Genomic DNA, 15,217 nt, shown 5'->3' with positions numbered 1-15,217 from the left:
GCGCGGGACGCTACAGGGACTTGAGCAGGCCGAGCTTGGCGGCCTCGAACACGGCTTCGCCGCGCGAGCGCACCGCCAGCTTGCCGTAGATGTTCTTGATATGCGATTGCACGGTATGCACGCTCAGCCCGACATAGCGCGCGGTCTCGGCATAGGTGTAGCCGCGCGAGATCAGGTCGAGGATCTCGCTCTCGCGCGCGGACAGCGCCACGCTGCGCTGGGCGGCGTTATCGCGGCCTGCGGCCTCGGCGGGCTCGCCGCGCAGGCGGTTGACCACCTGGCGCGCGATCAGCGGGCTCATCGGCGAGCCGCCGGCGCGCAGTTCGCCGATCGAAGCGGCGATGCGGTCGGTGGTCTCGTCCTTGAGCAGGTAGCCGATGGCGCCGGCTTCGATGCTGGCCAGCACGTGCTGGTCGTCGCCGAACACCGTGACCACCATGCATTCACACGCGGGATAACGTTCGCGCGCCTGGCGTATCACGGCAATGCCGCTGCCGTCCGGCAGGCCCAGGTCGCACAGCAGCACGTCGGGCTGGTGCAACGCCAGCCAGGCAAGCGCGTCGGCGACGCTGCCGGCGCGGCCGGTCACGGTGCTGAAGGGCGCATGCATCTCGACGGCCTGCACCAGGCGGCTCTGCGCCGCCGGGTCATCCTCGACGATCAGGACTCTGGTTGTGCTTGTCATGCCAGTGTGGTTGCGGGGCCTGGCCGTTGCGCCGGCGCGACGGGTTGCCGGCGGATTCTGACATATCCCCCGGAGTCGCGGGCGTGGCACGGGCCGGTTTTCAGGGTAAACACAAGCGCCGCCGCGGCGTGCCTGCACCAGCCCTATCCATGGCACAGCCGCCGTCGCTTGCCCATCCCATGTTGCAGGGAGGCGCCGCCGCGCACGCGCTCCTATCATCGCCGCAAAATAGCCGCAAATGAGCCGCAAATGAGCCGCAAGAGCGGCGCAAACGGACGCGGCAGACATCGGGAAATACGGGGAAGGAACCGTGGACAAGCAAAAAGCCGGCACACCGGCAACACGGGGAGCCGCCAGGGCACATGCCATGGGCGGCAGGGAAGGCGGGGGGAACCCGCGGGCACCATCCCGGCAGCCGCCACGACGCGGCGGCTTGCCGGGATGGCCGCTTGCGGGCTGGCACTGATGCTGCCAGCGTTGCTCGCTGGCTGTCTAGCCACGGCGCCTAACGCCGCCGGCGTGGCCGCCACCGACCTGGACGCGGGCCGCAAGGGCCCGGTCTCCGGCGTCGGCCTGGAAGGCCACGACATCGTCTCGATGTCCGACCTGATGATGCGCGACATCCTGGCCCAGGCACGTTTCGCACCGGGACCGGACGGCAAGCGCCCGCGCATCGCGCTGGACAGCGCCTACTTCGTCAACGACAGCGCCCAGCCGATGGACCGGCAACTGATCGTCGACCGGCTGCGCATCAACCTCAACCGCGCCGCGCAGGCGCGCATCCAGTTCATCAGCGCGGAGGCCGGCATGGTTGAGCGCGAACGCCAGCTCAAGCGCAGCGGCGCGACCGATGCCGGCACGCTGGGCCTGACGCGCGCGCGGCTCGGGGCGGACTACCGGCTGACCGGGCGCATCGGCTCGCTGGACAGCCGCAGCGCCGCCACCGGCATGGTGCAGCGCTACATGCAGATCTCGTTCGAGCTGGTGGAAGTCGAGACCGGCGAAGTGGTCTGGAGCGGCATCTATGAATTCCAGCGCGCGGCCGCCGATGACGTCGTCTATCGCTGAAGCGGCTCGGCGCCGCCGCAGTGCCGCCGTCTTGCTGGCCGCGACCGTGCTCGCGCTGGCCGGCTGCGCCGCCACGCCTGCCGCCTATACCGGCTGCATGCCATGGCATCAGCAGCAGGAACACCCGGCGTTGGCGGTGTCGTTCCTGTCGCCAGAACTCGCGGACATGGTCGGCGTGCGGCAGGTCGGCACCGCGCGCACCGGCAGCGGGCTGAGCGCCGTGCACGCCGCCTTCCACAACTGCACCGATACCGACGTGGTACTGCTGGTGCGAACGCGCTTCGGCAACGCGGTACAGCCGGGGCCGGCCGAGCCGCCCAGTGCCTGGCGCACGCTGGTGCTGGCGCCGCGCACGCAGGCCGACTACGGCGAAAGCGCCATTGCTGCCGCGTCCATCGCCGCCGCGCTGGAGATCCTCGACGCGCAGCGCGCGCAGCAGCCGCCACTGGCGGCAAGGCGCGCCCGGCGCTGCCCAAGGCGCGCCACGGCGAGTGCTCGCTCGCCTGGAGCCGCGAGTATCCCGCCTTCGATGCCGAGCACGGCCGCGTGGCGAATCCGTCGCCCTGGCCCGCGGAACCTGTGGAGTCAGGCCGCGAACACGCCAACGCCGCGCTGCGCAATGCGTTGCTGGCGCTGCCTTTCGTACGCTAGTCCGCGCGCCGCGCTGGTTGTGGCCATCGAAGCATTTGTCCCGCTTCCGCACCCTGCATCCCTTACAAGGTCTGCAAGGCTTGCATGGCCCGCGGCGTCACCTGCGCCGCAGGCGCGCGGCTGCCGCACGGTACGAATCTTGCCGTTTCCTGATTACCCGTCAGCGCGGACCTGCGGGCACCTTTGTGCCTGTCCGTATATGGCGTCATTCACATATCAGGAAACCAGCATGAGCTACTACTACGACGAACGCGAACGCCGCCAGGCGTGGGACGACGACGACTGGCAACCGGAATCCGAACGCGACCGCTGGCAAACGCAGCGCCGTCGCCAGCAGCTGACGCCGGGCCAGACCAGCTACGGTGGCCCGGCGCGCCAGGCCGGCGGCTACAGTGACGAGTACGGCGCCCGCCGGTATCCGGAACGGCCGACGCAAGGTGAGTACGGCGGCGGCGGCGATTACCGCAGTGATTACCGCAGCGGTTACGGCAGCGGTTACCGCAGTGGCTACGGCAGCCGCGGCCAGCAGCGCTACCGCGGTGGCCAGGACTATCGAGGCCAACAGGACTATGAGGGCTCTCAGGGCTCTCAGCGCTACCAGGGCGATGAAGGACGCCAGTATGAGCGCGACCAGGACGAAGAGCGCTATCGCCGCCGCGCCGGCAGCAGCCTGCGCTACGGCCTGAACGGTGGCTATGGCTGGAAACGCGCCGGCGAATGGCGCGATCCGCAAGCCTGGCAGCGCGATGACGACTACGCCGAAGGCCAGTGGCGCGAAAGCGTCGAACGCGCGCGCGACCCATATGAGTCGGCGCGCGCGCGCAACCGCGACGCCTACTTCCGCGACCTGCGCAGCGACACCCGCTACTGGACCGAGGACCGCGACGAGCGCGAGGACGAGCAGCGGTACGGCCAGCGCTACAGCCGCGAGGCGGCACGGCAGCGTGGCTGGGAAACCGATGACCGGGAAGACTATCGCGACGATGGCCGCGAAGACCGCGGCGTGCTCTACAACCTCGGCCGCCGCATCGGCGAAGCGGTCGGCGACCTGTTCGGCACCGACCAGCGCGAGCACGAGCGCAAGGCTGGCCCGCGTGGCTACCAGCGCAGCGATGACCGCATCCGCGACCAGATCTGCGAGCGGCTCAGCTATGCGCGCGGCGTCGACGTCAGCGATGTCAGCGTCGACGTCAAGGAAGGCGTGGTGTCGCTGACAGGTTCTGTGCGCGAGCGCGGCCAGAAGTACTACATTGAGGACCTGGCCGACGGCACCTACGGCGTGAAGGAAGTCAACAACGACATCCGGGTGCGGCGCGAGGACCACGGCACCAGCGCCGGCAGCACAGGCACGTCCGAGGCGACCGGCAGCACGTGGCGCGCGTGAGGTGCGGCAGCAGCGCGCCGGCGTAGCGCCGGCGCGCGCCGCAGATGCCCCGGCCGGCACTTGTGCCGGCCGGCCTCGTTCCCACGCGCAAGGTGCCCATGCCCGCCATCAAGATCGCCACGTTCAACATCAACGGCATCCGCAGCCGGATCGGCGCGCTGCGCCACTGGCTGGAGCGCGAGGCGCCCGACGTGGCCTGCCTGCAGGAACTGAAGACCGCCGACGAGAGCTTTCCCGCGCGCGAACTGCGCGAGGCCGGCTACGGCGCCATCTGGCACGGCCAGAAGTCATGGAACGGTGTTGCCATCCTGGCGCGCGGCGCCGAGCCGGTGGAAGTGCGCCGGGGCCTGCCCGGCGATCCCGACGACAGCCACAGCCGCTACCTGGAGGCAGCCGTGCACGGGATCCTGGTTGGCTGCCTGTACCTGCCCAACGGCAATCCGCAGCCCGGGCCCAGGTTCGACTACAAGCTGGCCTGGTTCGCGCGGCTGATCGACCATGCGCAGACGCTGTTCGACAGCGGCCACCCGGTGGTGCTGGCGGGCGACTACAACGTGGTCCCCACCGACGTAGACATCTACAACCCGCGCTCGTGGCGCAAGGACGCGCTGCTGCAGCCGGAAAGCCGCGAGGCCTACGCACGCCTGCTGGCGCAAGGCTGGACCGATGCGTTACGCACGCACTATGGCGAGGAACGCATCTACACCTTCTGGGACTACTTCCGCCAGCACTGGCAGACCAACTCCGGGCTGCGCATCGACCACCTGCTGCTGAGCGCGGACCTGGCCCCGCGGCTGCGCGATGCGGGCGTCGACACCTGGGTCCGCGGCGAGGATCACCCCAGCGACCATGCACCGGCGTGGGTGGTGCTGAATCGGCCCGCCGCCCGGCGCAAGCGCCCGGCATAGGCCAGCTTAGGATTCAGGCCGCCGCGCCCATCTCGGCCGCAAGGCGCTCCCGGGCGAAGCCCAGGAAGGCGCGCACGCCCTCGGGCAACGTGCGGCCAGCCAGCGTCTGCAGTTCGACCGCACGGCTGCGCATGCCGCGCTCGCGGATGGCCGCGGCATGCAGTTCGCCGCGGCGCAGGCGGTCGCCTACGGTCACCGCGCCCGAGATCGACAGCCCGCCGCCGTGCAGCACGAAGCTGGTCAGCGTCTCGAAGTGGTTGGTCACCAGCACCGGCTCGAACACGATGCCGCGCTCGCCGCAGGCAATGTCGAACAGCTGGCGCACGGTGTTGTCGCCTTCCGGCAGCGCCAGCGGGTACGGCTGCATCTGCGCCAGCGTGATGCTGCGAAAGCGCGCCAGCGGGTGGTCGGGCGGCATGATGGCGATGACCGGCGCGGGCTGGCGATGCTCGATGCGGATGCCTTGCTCGGCCGCGCGGCTGTAGGTGATGCCGATGTCCGCGTCGCCATGCAGCACGATGCCGGTCACCTCCGCCGGCGCCGCCACGCGCACATGGAATTGCAGCCCCGGATAGCGCTGGCGGAACTCGGCAATGATGCGCGGCAGGAACTCGATGGCAAACCCGGCGGAACTGGCCACGCGCACCCGGCCACGGCGCAGTCCCTGCAGCGCGGCGATCTCCGCCACCACGCGGTCCGCTTCCAGGGCGCCGCGCAGCGCATAGGCGGCGAGCAGTTCGCCGGCCGCGCTGGCGACCATGCCGCGCGGGCGCCGGTCGAACAGCGGCACGCCCAGCAGCGCCTCCAGTGCCGCCACCTGACGGCTCACTGCCGACACGGTCACGCTCAGGCGCTGCGCCGCCTCGGTCAGCGAGCCGCTGCGCACTACCTCCAGGAAGTAGCGCAGCGAAGTGTCCTGCAGGCGGTGCGACAGCATGGGGCGGCTCCCTGGATTGCGGCGGTGCAGCGCTCCGCTGCTTTGCGTTTTACGCAAGGATATTTGAAAAAATCATCGATTGCGTAAAGCCCCGCCGCGCCCGTATGCTTTTTCCCGACACCACAGGAGACACCGGGAGAACCCATGGCGAATATGCCTTCCACCGCGCCTTCCACAACGCCTTCCACCGCGCTTTCCACCGACCCGATCACCGAACTCGATGCCGTCGCCCTGTCGCGCGCCATCCATGCCCGCGCGGTCTCCTGCGTGGAGGTGCTGGAGGCCTTCCTCGGCCAGGTCGACCGCCACAACCCGCGCGTCAATGCCATCGTCGCGCCGGCCGACCGCGATGCGGTGCGCGCCCAGGCGCAAGCGCTCGACGCCGAACTGGCGCGCGGCCACAGCCGCGGCCCGCTGCACGGCTTTCCGCAAGCGCCCAAGGACATCAGCCCGGCGGCGGGCATGGTCACCACCAAGGGCTCGCCGATCTTTGCCGGGCAGGTCAGCCAGAGCGATGCGGCAATCTTCGAGCGCATGCGCGCCGCGGGCTCGGTCTTTATCGGCCGCACCAACTCCCCTGAGTTCGGCCTGGGCGGCCATACCTACAACCCCGTCTACGGCACCACCCGCAATGCCTTCGACCCGGCGCGCTCGGCTGGCGGCAGCTCCGGCGGCGCCGCGGTGGCCGTGGCGCTGCACATGCTGCCGGTGGCGGATGGATCGGACATGATGGGCTCGCTGCGCACGCCCGCGGCGTTCAACCAGGTGTACGGGCTGCGCACCTCGGTCGGCTGCGTGCCGCACGGCCCCGCCGACGAGGTCTTCTTCCAGCAGTTCAGCGTGGCCGGGCCGATGGCGCGCAACGTGCCCGACCTGGCGCTGCTGCTGTCGGTGCAGGCCGGCTTCGATGCGCGCATGCCGCTGACGCGCCGCGCCGAAGCGCCCGGCTCCTTCACGCTGCCGCCCGCGCGCGACTGGAAAGGTGTGCGCGTGGGCTGGCTTGGCGACCTGGGCGGCCACTTGCCGACCGAGCCCGGCGTGCTCGAAACCTGCGAGCAGGCGCTGGACCACTTCCGCGCGCTCGGCTGCGACGTCGACGCCGCACTGCCGGATTTCGAGCTGGAGCGCCTGTGGCATGCGTGGATCGACCTGCGCAGCTTCTCGGTGGCAGGCGCGAATGCCGCGCTGTACCGCGACCCGGCCACGCGCGCATTGCTCAAGCCCGAGGCAGCCTGGGAAATCGAGCGCGGCCTGGCGCTTCCCGGCACGCGCGTCTATGAAGCCCTGTGCGAGCGCAGCGCGTGGTACCAGGCGCTGCGCGTGCTGTTCGAGCGCTTCGACTACCTCGTGCTGCCGGCCGCTCAGGTGTTCCCGTTCGACGCCGGATGGGACTGGCCGCGCACTGTCGGCGGCCGCGACATGGACACCTACCACCGCTGGATGCAGGCCGTGGTGCCGGCCACCATGGCCGGGCTGCCGGCGCTGGCCGCGCCCGCCGGCTTCGGCCCGCAGGGGCTGCAGGGGCTGCCCGCGGGCATCCAGATCATCGGGCCGGCGCAGGCCGACGCGGCGGTGCTGCAGCTGGGCCATGCCTACGACCAGGCCGGCGGCTTCTCGCGCGTGCGCAGCCCGTGGCTGGACCAGGCCACCTGATACGGCACTCACGAGCAACCACAACGACACCACGCGGCCCGATCCGGTTCGGGCCGGCGCCCCACGCTTCGCTTTTCCATAACTGCCGGCAGGAGTGATCCCGATGACCGCAATGCCCCCGAAGCTGTTCCTCGCCTGTGCCGCATTCAGCGCGGCAATGGCCACGGCGCCTGCCATGGCGCAAGCGCCGGCCTGGCCCGAGCGCCCGCTGCGGCTGGTGGTGCCGTTCGCCGCCGGCGGCGCCACCGACCTCCTGGGCCGGCTGCTCGCCGTCGGCCTCGGCGAAAAGCTGGGCCAGCCGGTGGTGGTCGAGAACAAGCCCGGCGCCAGCACGGTGGTCGGCGCCAACCAGGTCGCCAAGGCCGCGCCCGACGGCTACACCCTGCTGCTGGCGGCCAGCACCACGCTGACGCTGAACCCGGCGATCCGGCAGCACCTGGGTTACGACCCGATCAAGAGCTTCACGCCGCTGGGCCTGGTCGCCGACATGAGCCTTGTGCTGGTTGCCAATCCCGATGCGCAGGTCAACTCGCTGAAAGACCTGGTGACGCAGGCCAAAGCCCATCCCGACAAGTTCTCCTATGGCTCGTTCGGCACGGGTTCGTCAGTGCATTTCGGCGGCGAGATGCTCAAGTCCGCCACTGGCATCCGCATGGTCCACGTGCCCTTCAATGGCAGCGCGCCGAGCCTGACCGCGCTCACCGGCGGGCAGGTGCAGGTGGCGGTCGATACCGTGGTGGCCAGCCTGCCGCTGATCAAGGGCGGCAAGATCTGGCCGGTGGCGGTGCTGTCGCCGCAGCGGCTGCCGGCGCTGCCGCAGGTGCCAACGGTGGCGGAAAGCGGCTACCCCGGCTTCCAGATGGGCACCTGGTTCGCACTGCTGGCGCCGGCGGGACTGCCCGCTCCGGTGCAGCAGAAGCTGGAGAAGGCGCTGGCCGAAGTCGCCAATGCGCCCGCCACGCGCGCGCGCATGGTCGAGCTGGCGCTGACGCCGGCCTACGGCAATGGCGCCGCGGTCCGGGCGCGGGTCGAGAAGGAGCTGCCGGAGATGCGCGCGGTGGCAGCGCGCGCGGATATCCGCGCGGAATGACGGCGGCAGGCGCCTGCCTGCCGTTGCAGCGCGCGGCTTATGCGACGTGCGCGGCAAATCCTGCCAGGCCGGGTGCCACGTCTTCGCGCAGCGTCAGCGCCGGAATCCGATAGTCGCCGGCGTTCTGCGGCCGGAACGCAATCGGCGCCGTGGTCGCCAGCGTATCGAGGCGCTGCCCCAGTTCTTCGCGGATCGCGGCAAAGCGCCCGTCATCGACCCGGCTGGTCCGGTACACCACGTACGGCGGCAGCACGTCGAAGCCGGGGTAGTAGAGGATGCCGTGCTGGATCGGGAACAGGACGTCGTCGATCGGCCCGTTGATGCCGCGCGCGCTGTAGTGCGATGCCCAGCCGCCTGTGGTGACGACCAGCATGGCGCGCTTGCCGGCGAGCATGCCCTCTCCGTAGCGGTCGCCCCAGCGTTCGTCCGAGTACTCGCCCACGCCGTAGGCGAAGCCATAGGCGTAGACACGCTCGATCCAGCCTTTCAGGATCGCCGGCATCGAGAACCACCACAGCGGGAATTGCAGGATCACCGTATCGGCCCAGCGCAGCTTGTCCTGCTCGCGCGCAATGTCGTCGCTTTGCAGGCCGTTCTCGAACGCATGCTTTGAATCGAGCGACGGATGGAACGGCGCGTCGCCGCGGCGCGCCTTGCTGTCGGCGGCATCGAGCTGGGCTTTCCATTGCATCGCGTACAGGTCGGACACCTGGACCTGGTGGCCGGCATCGCTCAGCCGCTGCACCGCGTAATCGCGGATGGCGCCGTTGAGCGAAGTGGGTTCGGGGTGGGCGTAGACAATCAGAACGTTCATGACAGCGGCTTCCTTGCGTAAGCATTGATCAGGGAGAAGCCAGCTTAGGCCGCCGCACGGTATATTGGAAATGAATATCCAATATCACAGGTATTGTCATGACTAATCTCAGGCGGCTCGACCTCAACCTGCTGGTCACACTGGACGTGCTGCTGTCCGAGCACAACGTGACCCGCGCCGCGCAACGCCTGCACTTCTCGCAGCCATCAGTGAGCGTCCATCTGGCCAAGCTGCGCGACTACTTCGGCGATCCGTTGCTGCTGCCCGGACCGCGCGGCATGCGGCCGACGGCCAAGGCCGAGTCCCTGCGCGAGCCGCTGCGCGAAGCGCTGTCCGCGCTGGAGCACGCGGTGTCGCCCGACAGCCCGTTCGATCCCGCCGCGTCCACGCATACCTGGCGCGTGGCGGCAACCGACTATGGCGAATCAACCATCGTGCTGCCGGCCATGCAGGCGCTGCGCCGCGCTGCGCCAGGCGCGCGGCTGGCGGTGCTGGAGATGGTGCCGTCGCGCATCGCCCGCCAGTGCGAGCAGGGCGAGCTGGACCTGGCTTTCCACACGACCGAAGGCTCACCGCCCGCGTTGCATCGGCGCGCACTGTTCACCGAGCGCTATGTGCTGGCAGGCCGCGCCGGGCATCCGCGGCTGAAGCGGCGGCCGACGCTGGCGCAGTTCTGCGCGCTGGAGCATGTGATGGTGTCGCCCGACGGCGGCGGCTTCTCCGGCGTCACCGACGAGGCGCTGACGCTGGCCGGCATGCAGCGCCGCGTAGTGCTGTCGGTGCCACACTTCCTCTTTGTCACCGCCGTGCTGGCGAGCACCGACCTGGTGGCGATGGTGCCGGAGCGGCTGGTGCGCGATGCGCCGGCACTGCGCGTGGTTGAGCCGCCCGTTGAAGTGCCAGGCTACGAGATGTCGATGTTGTGGCATGAGCGCGTGCATCGCGACCCGGCACATCGCTGGCTACGGGAGCAGATCGTGGCGTCACTGTGACAGGCGTAACTTGACGACGCGACGCGACGACGCATTTTTGCATACAAAACTGGAATACAATCAACGCTTTCAACGTAGCGGCCGGGTGCTTTCCCCGCCGCCTCAGTCTTGGAGGAGACCATGACTTACAGTGCAACCGGCCTGACGTCCCGCCACACGGCCGCGCTGGCCCCGATCGAGGACTACCTGCAGGGCCACGCGACCGGCAACCCCGAGGTGATGCGCCGCGCCTTCCATGCCGACGCCCGCATCGTCTCGTTCCGCGACGGCAAGCTGCATTCGCTGACGGTGGAAGACTTTGTCGCCGCGCGCTGCCCCGGCCATCCGCCGGCCGACGAAGCGCAGCGCCGGCGCTTCATCACCCAGTTCGACGTGGTCGGCAATGCCGGCGAGGCCAAGGTCGTGCTGGAGCATCCGGACGTGGTCTTTACCGACTACATGACGCTGCTGCAGATCGACGGCGCGTGGAAGATCGTCAACAAGACCTTCAGCGCGGCGCCGCGCCCGCAGCAGTAACGCACGCGACGGCTGCCCGCGCGGCTCAGCCGGGCAGCACCGCGGTGGCTTCGATCTCGAACAGCATGTTGTCGAGCGCCAGCCGCGGCACCGGGATCAGCGTGCAGGCCGGCGCCGGCCGGTCGCCCCACATCTCGCGCAGCGCGGCGCCGAAGGTGCGCAGGCGGTCGTGCGAGTGGTCGACCACCAGCACCGTGAGCTTGGCGACATCGCCCACGTCGGCGCCCGCGGCCTGCAGCGCAATGCGCAGGTTCTGCATGGCCCGCGCCACCTGCCGCGGGAAATCCGCCGCCAGGCAGCCGGCGGCATCCTCGCCGCCCTGCCCGGCCACAAAGACGATGCGGGCGGGACCTTCCACCACCGCCACGTGCGAATAGCCGTTGGGACGCGGGTCATACAGCGCGGGGGGATTGATCAGGTTCAGCGAAGCATTGGAGCGGGCAAGCGTCAGCATGGTCATCAACTCTGTGTTGAGCGAAGGCGAACAATGGAGCCGCAAGTATCAAACCTCAAGTTAGGTTAAGGTCAAGCGCGGCCATGGTGGTAGCATGGGCATTCCCGCCGCCGCCCGCTACCAGCCATGCCCAAGACTTCCAAACCTGTTCCCCCCGCGCCTGCCACGGCAGATGCGCCGCGCCGGCGCCGGCCAGGACCTGCCGAAGAACTGCTGTCGGTCGGTCAGGTGGCCGAACGCACCGGCATCGCGGTTTCGGCGCTGCATTTTTATGAATCGCGTGGATTGATCGCCAGCACGCGCAGCGGCGGCAACCAGCGCCGCTATGCGCGCGCCGTGCTGCGGCGGCTGGCGGTGATCCGCGTGGCGCAGCGCATGGGGCTGCCGCTGGCGGTGATCGCGGCGGCGATGCAGAAGCTGCCCGACGGGCGCGCGCCGACGGTGGCGGACTGGCGGCGGCTGTCGGCCAGCTGGCGCGATGACCTGGATGAGCGCATCCGCACGCTGACGCTGCTGCGCGACCAGCTCGATGGCTGCATCGGGTGCGGCTGTTTGTCGCTGAAGGCGTGCCCGCTGCGCAATCCGCAGGATGCGCTGGCCGGAGCAGGGCCGGGGCCGCATTTCCCCGGCGAGCAGGGACAGGCGAACGCCTTGTAAGCCAACGCCTTAGCGGAAGGTCTGCAGGTAGCCGAGCAGGTCTTCGATCTGCTTGTCGTTGCCCAGGCCCCAGAACCGCATCTTGGTGCCCGGCACGACCTTGGCCGGAGCACGCAGGAAAGCGCTCAACGTGTCGCGCGACCACACCACCCTGGATTTGCGCATCGCTTCCGAATACTGGAAGTCCGTGGTGGTGCCCGCCTCGCGCCCGAAGATCCCGTTCAACTGCGGCCCGAACGCGCCGCGCGCATTGCGGCCGACGTAGTGGCACGACGCGCAGCGCGTGGCAAACAGTGCCTTGCCCGCCTGCAGGTCAGGCTCGGCGTGCGCAACCGCAGGCATTGCGGCAAGGATGGACAAGGCCAGGGCGGGAACGGCGGGCAAGATGGTACGACGCATGGGCAACACGGGGCAATGAACTGCGAGGCTGCATGATACAGGCCCGCGGCTGCGTGGACCGGTTACACCACGTCACACTTGCAACACTTCGAGCGCCCAATATTACGGACCCTGCCCCTACAGTGAGCCCATGTCCAACGCCCCTTGGGAGGCAGCCATGAAACGAATCCTAGCAATGGCAGTAGCAGGCGGTGCATTGCTGGCGGCGAGCGCCGCGGCCCATGCCGGCGTCAGCGTCGGTATCAATATCGGGGCGCCCGCCGTCGTGGTGGCCGAGCCCGCGCCGGTCTACCGCCCGGCCCCCGTCTACGCGCCGGCGCCGGTTGCGTATGCCCCTGCCCCCGTCGCCTATGCCCCGGCGCGCCCGGTGGTGGTCGCCCCGGTGCCGGTGCGCTATCGCCCCGACTATCGGGCTGACTACCACCCCGGCTATCACCGCGCAGAATACCGTGAGGCTCGCCGCGAATGGCGCGAGCGCGAATGGGCCCGTCGCCATGACGGGCACCACGATCACCGCGGTCCGGGCCGCCACTGGGACTGACGCGCCGCTGCCGGCCGGGCCCGCCAGCCCGGCCGCTGCGCAAAAGACCCTTCCAGCAAAGATCCGCAAGTCAGGCTACCCTGTCGGCCAACATCCCGTTTGAGCCTGCCAGCAAATCGCCATGACCCAACCCCTCAGAATCGACTTCGTCTCCGACATCGCCTGCCCCTGGTGCGCCATTGGCCTGTCTTCGCTCCAGCTGGCGCTGCAGCGGCTGGGCGACCACGTCGACGCCGAGATCGTGCTGCATCCCTTCGAGCTGAACCCCGACATGGGGCCGGAAGGCCAGGCCATCGTCGACTACCTCGGCAAGAAGTATGGCCGCACGCCCGCGCAGATCGCCGAAACCCAGGCCATGATCCGCGAGCGCGGCGCCGGCGTGGGCTTCAGCTTCGGCGAGCGCGCCTTTGTCTACAACACTTTCGACGCCCACCGGCTGCTGTACTGGGCCGGCCTGGAAGGAAAGCAAGTCCCGCTGAAGCTGGCGCTGCTGCGCGCCTACCATACCGATGGCAAGGATCCGGGCAACCATGCCGTGCTGCTTGAGGCAGCGGCGTCGGTTGGCCTGGATGCGGTCGCTGCGCGCCAGGTGCTGGAGAGCGGCCAGTACGCCGACGACGTGCGCGACGAAGAGCGCCAGTACCAGCAGATGGGCATCCAGTCGGTGCCGTCGGTGATCTTCAACAACCGCTACCTGGTAACGGGCGGGCAGCCGGTCGAGGCTTTCGAACAGGCGATCCGGGAAATTGTGGCCGAGGCGCAGCAGGCGGGTACGCCGCGCTAAGGCACGGCGCGCAGGCCGGTAGCTTGCAGGCTAAGTATTGCGCTTGAGGCCGCGGCGTTCGTCGACCGCGTCGCTGAGCATTTCCAGCATGGCCAGGGAATCATCCCAGCCGATGCAGGCATCGGTAATACTCTGCCCGTATGTCAAGGTGGACGGGCTATGCTGCCCTGGCGTGAACTTCTGCGCGCCGGCCACCAGATTGCTTTCGACCATGACCCCGAAGACGGACCGGCTGCCGGTACGAATCTGCTGTGCCACATCTCTCGCCACATCGATCTGCCGCTCATGCTGCTTGCTGCTGTTGGCGTGACTGAAATCCACCATCAGCGCGTCGCCCAGCCCTGCCGCCTGCAGCTCCCTGCACGCCGCCGCCACGGAATCCGCATCGTAGTTGGGGACCTTGCCGCCGCGGAGGATGACGTGGCAGTCCGGATTGCCCTTGGTGTGCACCGTCGCGACCTGGCCGTTCTTGTGCACGCCCAGGAAGTGGTGCGGACGCGATGCGGCCTGGATCGCGTCGATCGCAATCCTGATGTTGCCGTCGGTGCCATTCTTGAAGCCGATCGGCGCTGAACTCCCCGAAGCCAGCTCGCGATGCACCTGGCTTTCCGTGGTGCGGGCGCCGATCGCGCCCCAGCAGATCAGGTCGCCTATGTACTGTGGCGAGATCACGTCCAGCAGCTCGCCGGCCGCAGGCAAGCCGAGTCGGTTGATGTCGACCAGCAGGCTGCGCGCAATGCGCAGGCCCTCGTCGATACGATAGCTCTCATCCAGGTATGGGTCATTGATCAGCCCTTTCCAGCCGACCGTGGTCCGGGGCTTCTCGAAATACACGCGCATCACGATCTCAAGCGTCCCGGCATGGCGCTGCCGCTGCGCCAGCAACAGCCGCGCATATTCAAGTGCCGCCTGCGGGTCGTGGATCGAGCAAGGCCCCATGATCACCAGCAGCCGGTCGTCCTGGCCATGCTGGATACGTGCGATGCGCTGGCGCGTCTGCGTGATCAGCGACTCGACGGCCGTGTTCCGGATCGGGAAAAAGCGGATCAGGTGTTCAGGCGGCGGCAGCGGGATGATGTCTTCGACATGGGCGTCGTCAGTCACGCTGGTCCGGTCCGGCGGTGACTGCCATTCATCGGCGATGGTAGACGAAAGCTTGCGGGGTTCGTTCATGGCGAGGTCGACCAGGTTTTGCTAGCAAACGATGGTGCTACACCAATGGCGGGGGCGTCAAGGCAGCGGAAGGCCGGCTTGACTCTGATCCGTGTTAACGGGCACATTGGCCGCGCACTGGATGGCGGGCGGTCGCGTGCCTGACTACGCTACGCAGCGATGCATTGGCATATCCCTCCTCCGCAATCACCGATGATGCCGCCCTCAGCAACGCCTTGCGCTTCGCTTCCTGATCGCCGTCCGGACGACCCGGGGTTGAGACCTGCTCGCCGTCGCCATCACTGCGCATTGTCCCGACCTGCCCGTTGAGGGTTTCGCTATTGGATGCAGCCTGCGCAGCGCGCTGCCAAGCTTACCTTGGCGCGAAGCGCAGCCACGCTAATGGCTTTCACCTAACTCCATCGGGTATATCGCACGCATCCCCTACCTAAGTGCATGCGGTTATACACATCTTTGACCCACCGAAGCGATCCTGGCGCCCCGGAAAAGTGTTTACATTCAATGACTTGAA

General features: G+C 68.7%; 16 protein-coding genes. 10 read left to right on the top strand and 6 right to left on the bottom strand.

All coding sequences use genetic code 11. From position 1 onward, the window contains the following. Nucleotides 1–10 precede the first annotated feature (10 nt). Nucleotides 11–685 carry a response regulator gene (locus tag J8I34_RS03615; protein WP_029045342.1) on the bottom strand — a complete coding sequence of 225 codons (675 nt, stop codon included), beginning with the start codon at nucleotides 683–685 and terminating at the stop codon, nucleotides 11–13. A 441-nt stretch (nucleotides 686–1,126) separates the two neighbouring features. Here J8I34_RS03615 and J8I34_RS03610 point away from each other — a divergent pair, with 441 nt between their 5' ends. The 3 genes from J8I34_RS03610 (at nucleotide 1,127) to xth (ending at nucleotide 4,696) form a co-directional block, all read left to right on the top strand. Beyond that, nucleotides 1,127–1,753 carry an LpoB-related protein gene (locus J8I34_RS03610; RefSeq protein WP_209805355.1) on the top strand — a complete coding sequence of 209 codons (627 nt, stop codon included), beginning with the start codon at nucleotides 1,127–1,129 and terminating at the stop codon, nucleotides 1,751–1,753. Nucleotides 1,754–2,633: 880 nt separating this feature from the next. Further along, nucleotides 2,634–3,788, top strand: coding sequence for a BON domain-containing protein (locus tag J8I34_RS35450; protein ID WP_209805434.1), 1,155 nt, complete (start codon nucleotides 2,634–2,636; stop codon nucleotides 3,786–3,788). 98 nt (nucleotides 3,789–3,886) lie between these two features. After that, the gene (gene xth / locus J8I34_RS03600; protein WP_209805354.1) at nucleotides 3,887–4,696 is read left to right on the top strand and encodes an exodeoxyribonuclease III; all 810 of its coding nucleotides are present in this window, start codon (nucleotides 3,887–3,889) and stop codon (nucleotides 4,694–4,696) included. Between the two features lie 13 nt (nucleotides 4,697–4,709). On the opposite strand, the gene J8I34_RS03595 is transcribed toward xth, so the two are convergent. Continuing rightward, nucleotides 4,710–5,633: a LysR substrate-binding domain-containing protein gene (locus J8I34_RS03595; protein WP_029045337.1), complete on the bottom strand. Its 924-nt coding sequence runs from the start codon at nucleotides 5,631–5,633 to the stop codon at nucleotides 4,710–4,712. A 153-nt stretch (nucleotides 5,634–5,786) separates the two neighbouring features. Here J8I34_RS03595 and J8I34_RS03590 point away from each other — a divergent pair, with 153 nt between their 5' ends. After that, on the top strand, nucleotides 5,787–7,286 hold the full coding sequence (locus J8I34_RS03590) for an amidase (RefSeq protein WP_209805433.1): 1,500 nt from the start codon (nucleotides 5,787–5,789) through the stop codon (nucleotides 7,284–7,286). Between the two features lie 103 nt (nucleotides 7,287–7,389). Next, nucleotides 7,390–8,376 (top strand): Bug family tripartite tricarboxylate transporter substrate binding protein, encoded by a 987-nt coding sequence (locus J8I34_RS03585; protein ID WP_209771247.1) that lies wholly within the window; start codon nucleotides 7,390–7,392, stop codon nucleotides 8,374–8,376. A gap of 37 nt (nucleotides 8,377–8,413) precedes the next feature. On the opposite strand, the gene J8I34_RS03580 is transcribed toward J8I34_RS03585, so the two are convergent. Next, a complete protein-coding gene (locus J8I34_RS03580; RefSeq protein WP_209771245.1) occupies nucleotides 8,414–9,190 on the bottom strand; it encodes an NAD(P)H-dependent oxidoreductase in 777 nt (258 codons plus the stop codon). A gap of 98 nt (nucleotides 9,191–9,288) precedes the next feature. Here J8I34_RS03580 and J8I34_RS03575 point away from each other — a divergent pair, with 98 nt between their 5' ends. Continuing rightward, the gene (locus J8I34_RS03575) at nucleotides 9,289–10,182 is read left to right on the top strand and encodes a LysR family transcriptional regulator (protein WP_209805353.1); all 894 of its coding nucleotides are present in this window, start codon (nucleotides 9,289–9,291) and stop codon (nucleotides 10,180–10,182) included. 120 nt (nucleotides 10,183–10,302) lie between these two features. Continuing rightward, nucleotides 10,303–10,698 carry a nuclear transport factor 2 family protein gene (locus tag J8I34_RS03570; RefSeq protein WP_209805352.1) on the top strand — a complete coding sequence of 132 codons (396 nt, stop codon included), beginning with the start codon at nucleotides 10,303–10,305 and terminating at the stop codon, nucleotides 10,696–10,698. Nucleotides 10,699–10,723: 25 nt separating this feature from the next. Here J8I34_RS03570 and J8I34_RS03565 read toward each other — a convergent pair whose 3' ends face one another. Next, nucleotides 10,724–11,152 (bottom strand): RidA family protein, encoded by a 429-nt coding sequence (locus J8I34_RS03565; protein ID WP_209805351.1) that lies wholly within the window; start codon nucleotides 11,150–11,152, stop codon nucleotides 10,724–10,726. A gap of 126 nt (nucleotides 11,153–11,278) precedes the next feature. On the opposite strand from J8I34_RS03565, the gene soxR reads away from it, so the two are divergent. Beyond that, a complete protein-coding gene (gene soxR / locus J8I34_RS03560) occupies nucleotides 11,279–11,809 on the top strand; it encodes a redox-sensitive transcriptional activator SoxR (RefSeq protein WP_245175752.1) in 531 nt (176 codons plus the stop codon). Nucleotides 11,810–11,818: 9 nt separating this feature from the next. On the opposite strand, the gene J8I34_RS03555 is transcribed toward soxR, so the two are convergent. After that, on the bottom strand, nucleotides 11,819–12,208 hold the full coding sequence (locus J8I34_RS03555; protein WP_209805350.1) for a c-type cytochrome: 390 nt from the start codon (nucleotides 12,206–12,208) through the stop codon (nucleotides 11,819–11,821). A 157-nt stretch (nucleotides 12,209–12,365) separates the two neighbouring features. On the opposite strand from J8I34_RS03555, the gene J8I34_RS03550 reads away from it, so the two are divergent. Together J8I34_RS03550 and J8I34_RS03545 are read left to right on the top strand one after the other, a co-directional pair. Further along, nucleotides 12,366–12,749 carry a hypothetical protein gene (locus J8I34_RS03550; protein WP_209805349.1) on the top strand — a complete coding sequence of 128 codons (384 nt, stop codon included), beginning with the start codon at nucleotides 12,366–12,368 and terminating at the stop codon, nucleotides 12,747–12,749. 121 nt (nucleotides 12,750–12,870) lie between these two features. After that, complete coding sequence (locus tag J8I34_RS03545) at nucleotides 12,871–13,533, top strand: DsbA family oxidoreductase (RefSeq protein ID WP_209805348.1); 663 nt, start codon at nucleotides 12,871–12,873, stop codon at nucleotides 13,531–13,533. A 30-nt stretch (nucleotides 13,534–13,563) separates the two neighbouring features. Here J8I34_RS03545 and J8I34_RS03540 read toward each other — a convergent pair whose 3' ends face one another. Then, a complete protein-coding gene (locus J8I34_RS03540; protein ID WP_029045327.1) occupies nucleotides 13,564–14,706 on the bottom strand; it encodes a 3-deoxy-7-phosphoheptulonate synthase in 1,143 nt (380 codons plus the stop codon). Nucleotides 14,707–15,217 lie beyond the last annotated feature (511 nt).

It is taken from the genome of Cupriavidus phytohabitans (assembly GCF_017815025.1).
In the GTDB taxonomy this organism is placed as follows: Bacteria; Pseudomonadota; Gammaproteobacteria; order Burkholderiales; family Burkholderiaceae; genus Cupriavidus.
The sequence above is the reverse complement of the archived record's forward strand: the minus strand, read 5'-3'. Positions and strand labels throughout refer to the sequence as shown.

Bases quoted from the DNA above. Each gene is read 5' to 3' on its own strand.
- J8I34_RS03615 (WP_029045342.1), bottom strand. From the start codon at position 685: ATGACAAGCACAACCAGAGTCCTGATCGTCGAGGATGACCCGGCGGCG.
- J8I34_RS03610 (WP_209805355.1), top strand. From the start codon at position 1,127: ATGGCCGCTTGCGGGCTGGCACTGATGCTGCCAGCGTTGCTCGCTGGC.
- J8I34_RS35450 (WP_209805434.1), top strand. From the start codon at position 2,634: ATGAGCTACTACTACGACGAACGCGAACGCCGCCAGGCGTGGGACGAC.
- xth (WP_209805354.1), top strand. From the start codon at position 3,887: ATGCCCGCCATCAAGATCGCCACGTTCAACATCAACGGCATCCGCAGC.
- J8I34_RS03595 (WP_029045337.1), bottom strand. From the start codon at position 5,633: ATGCTGTCGCACCGCCTGCAGGACACTTCGCTGCGCTACTTCCTGGAG.
- J8I34_RS03590 (WP_209805433.1), top strand. From the start codon at position 5,787: ATGCCTTCCACCGCGCCTTCCACAACGCCTTCCACCGCGCTTTCCACC.
- J8I34_RS03585 (WP_209771247.1), top strand. From the start codon at position 7,390: ATGACCGCAATGCCCCCGAAGCTGTTCCTCGCCTGTGCCGCATTCAGC.
- J8I34_RS03580 (WP_209771245.1), bottom strand. From the start codon at position 9,190: ATGAACGTTCTGATTGTCTACGCCCACCCCGAACCCACTTCGCTCAAC.
- J8I34_RS03575 (WP_209805353.1), top strand. From the start codon at position 9,289: ATGACTAATCTCAGGCGGCTCGACCTCAACCTGCTGGTCACACTGGAC.
- J8I34_RS03570 (WP_209805352.1), top strand. From the start codon at position 10,303: ATGACTTACAGTGCAACCGGCCTGACGTCCCGCCACACGGCCGCGCTG.
- J8I34_RS03565 (WP_209805351.1), bottom strand. From the start codon at position 11,152: ATGCTGACGCTTGCCCGCTCCAATGCTTCGCTGAACCTGATCAATCCC.
- soxR (WP_245175752.1), top strand. From the start codon at position 11,279: ATGCCCAAGACTTCCAAACCTGTTCCCCCCGCGCCTGCCACGGCAGAT.
- J8I34_RS03555 (WP_209805350.1), bottom strand. From the start codon at position 12,208: ATGCGTCGTACCATCTTGCCCGCCGTTCCCGCCCTGGCCTTGTCCATC.
- J8I34_RS03550 (WP_209805349.1), top strand. From the start codon at position 12,366: ATGAAACGAATCCTAGCAATGGCAGTAGCAGGCGGTGCATTGCTGGCG.
- J8I34_RS03545 (WP_209805348.1), top strand. From the start codon at position 12,871: ATGACCCAACCCCTCAGAATCGACTTCGTCTCCGACATCGCCTGCCCC.
- J8I34_RS03540 (WP_029045327.1), bottom strand. From the start codon at position 14,706: ATGAACGAACCCCGCAAGCTTTCGTCTACCATCGCCGATGAATGGCAG.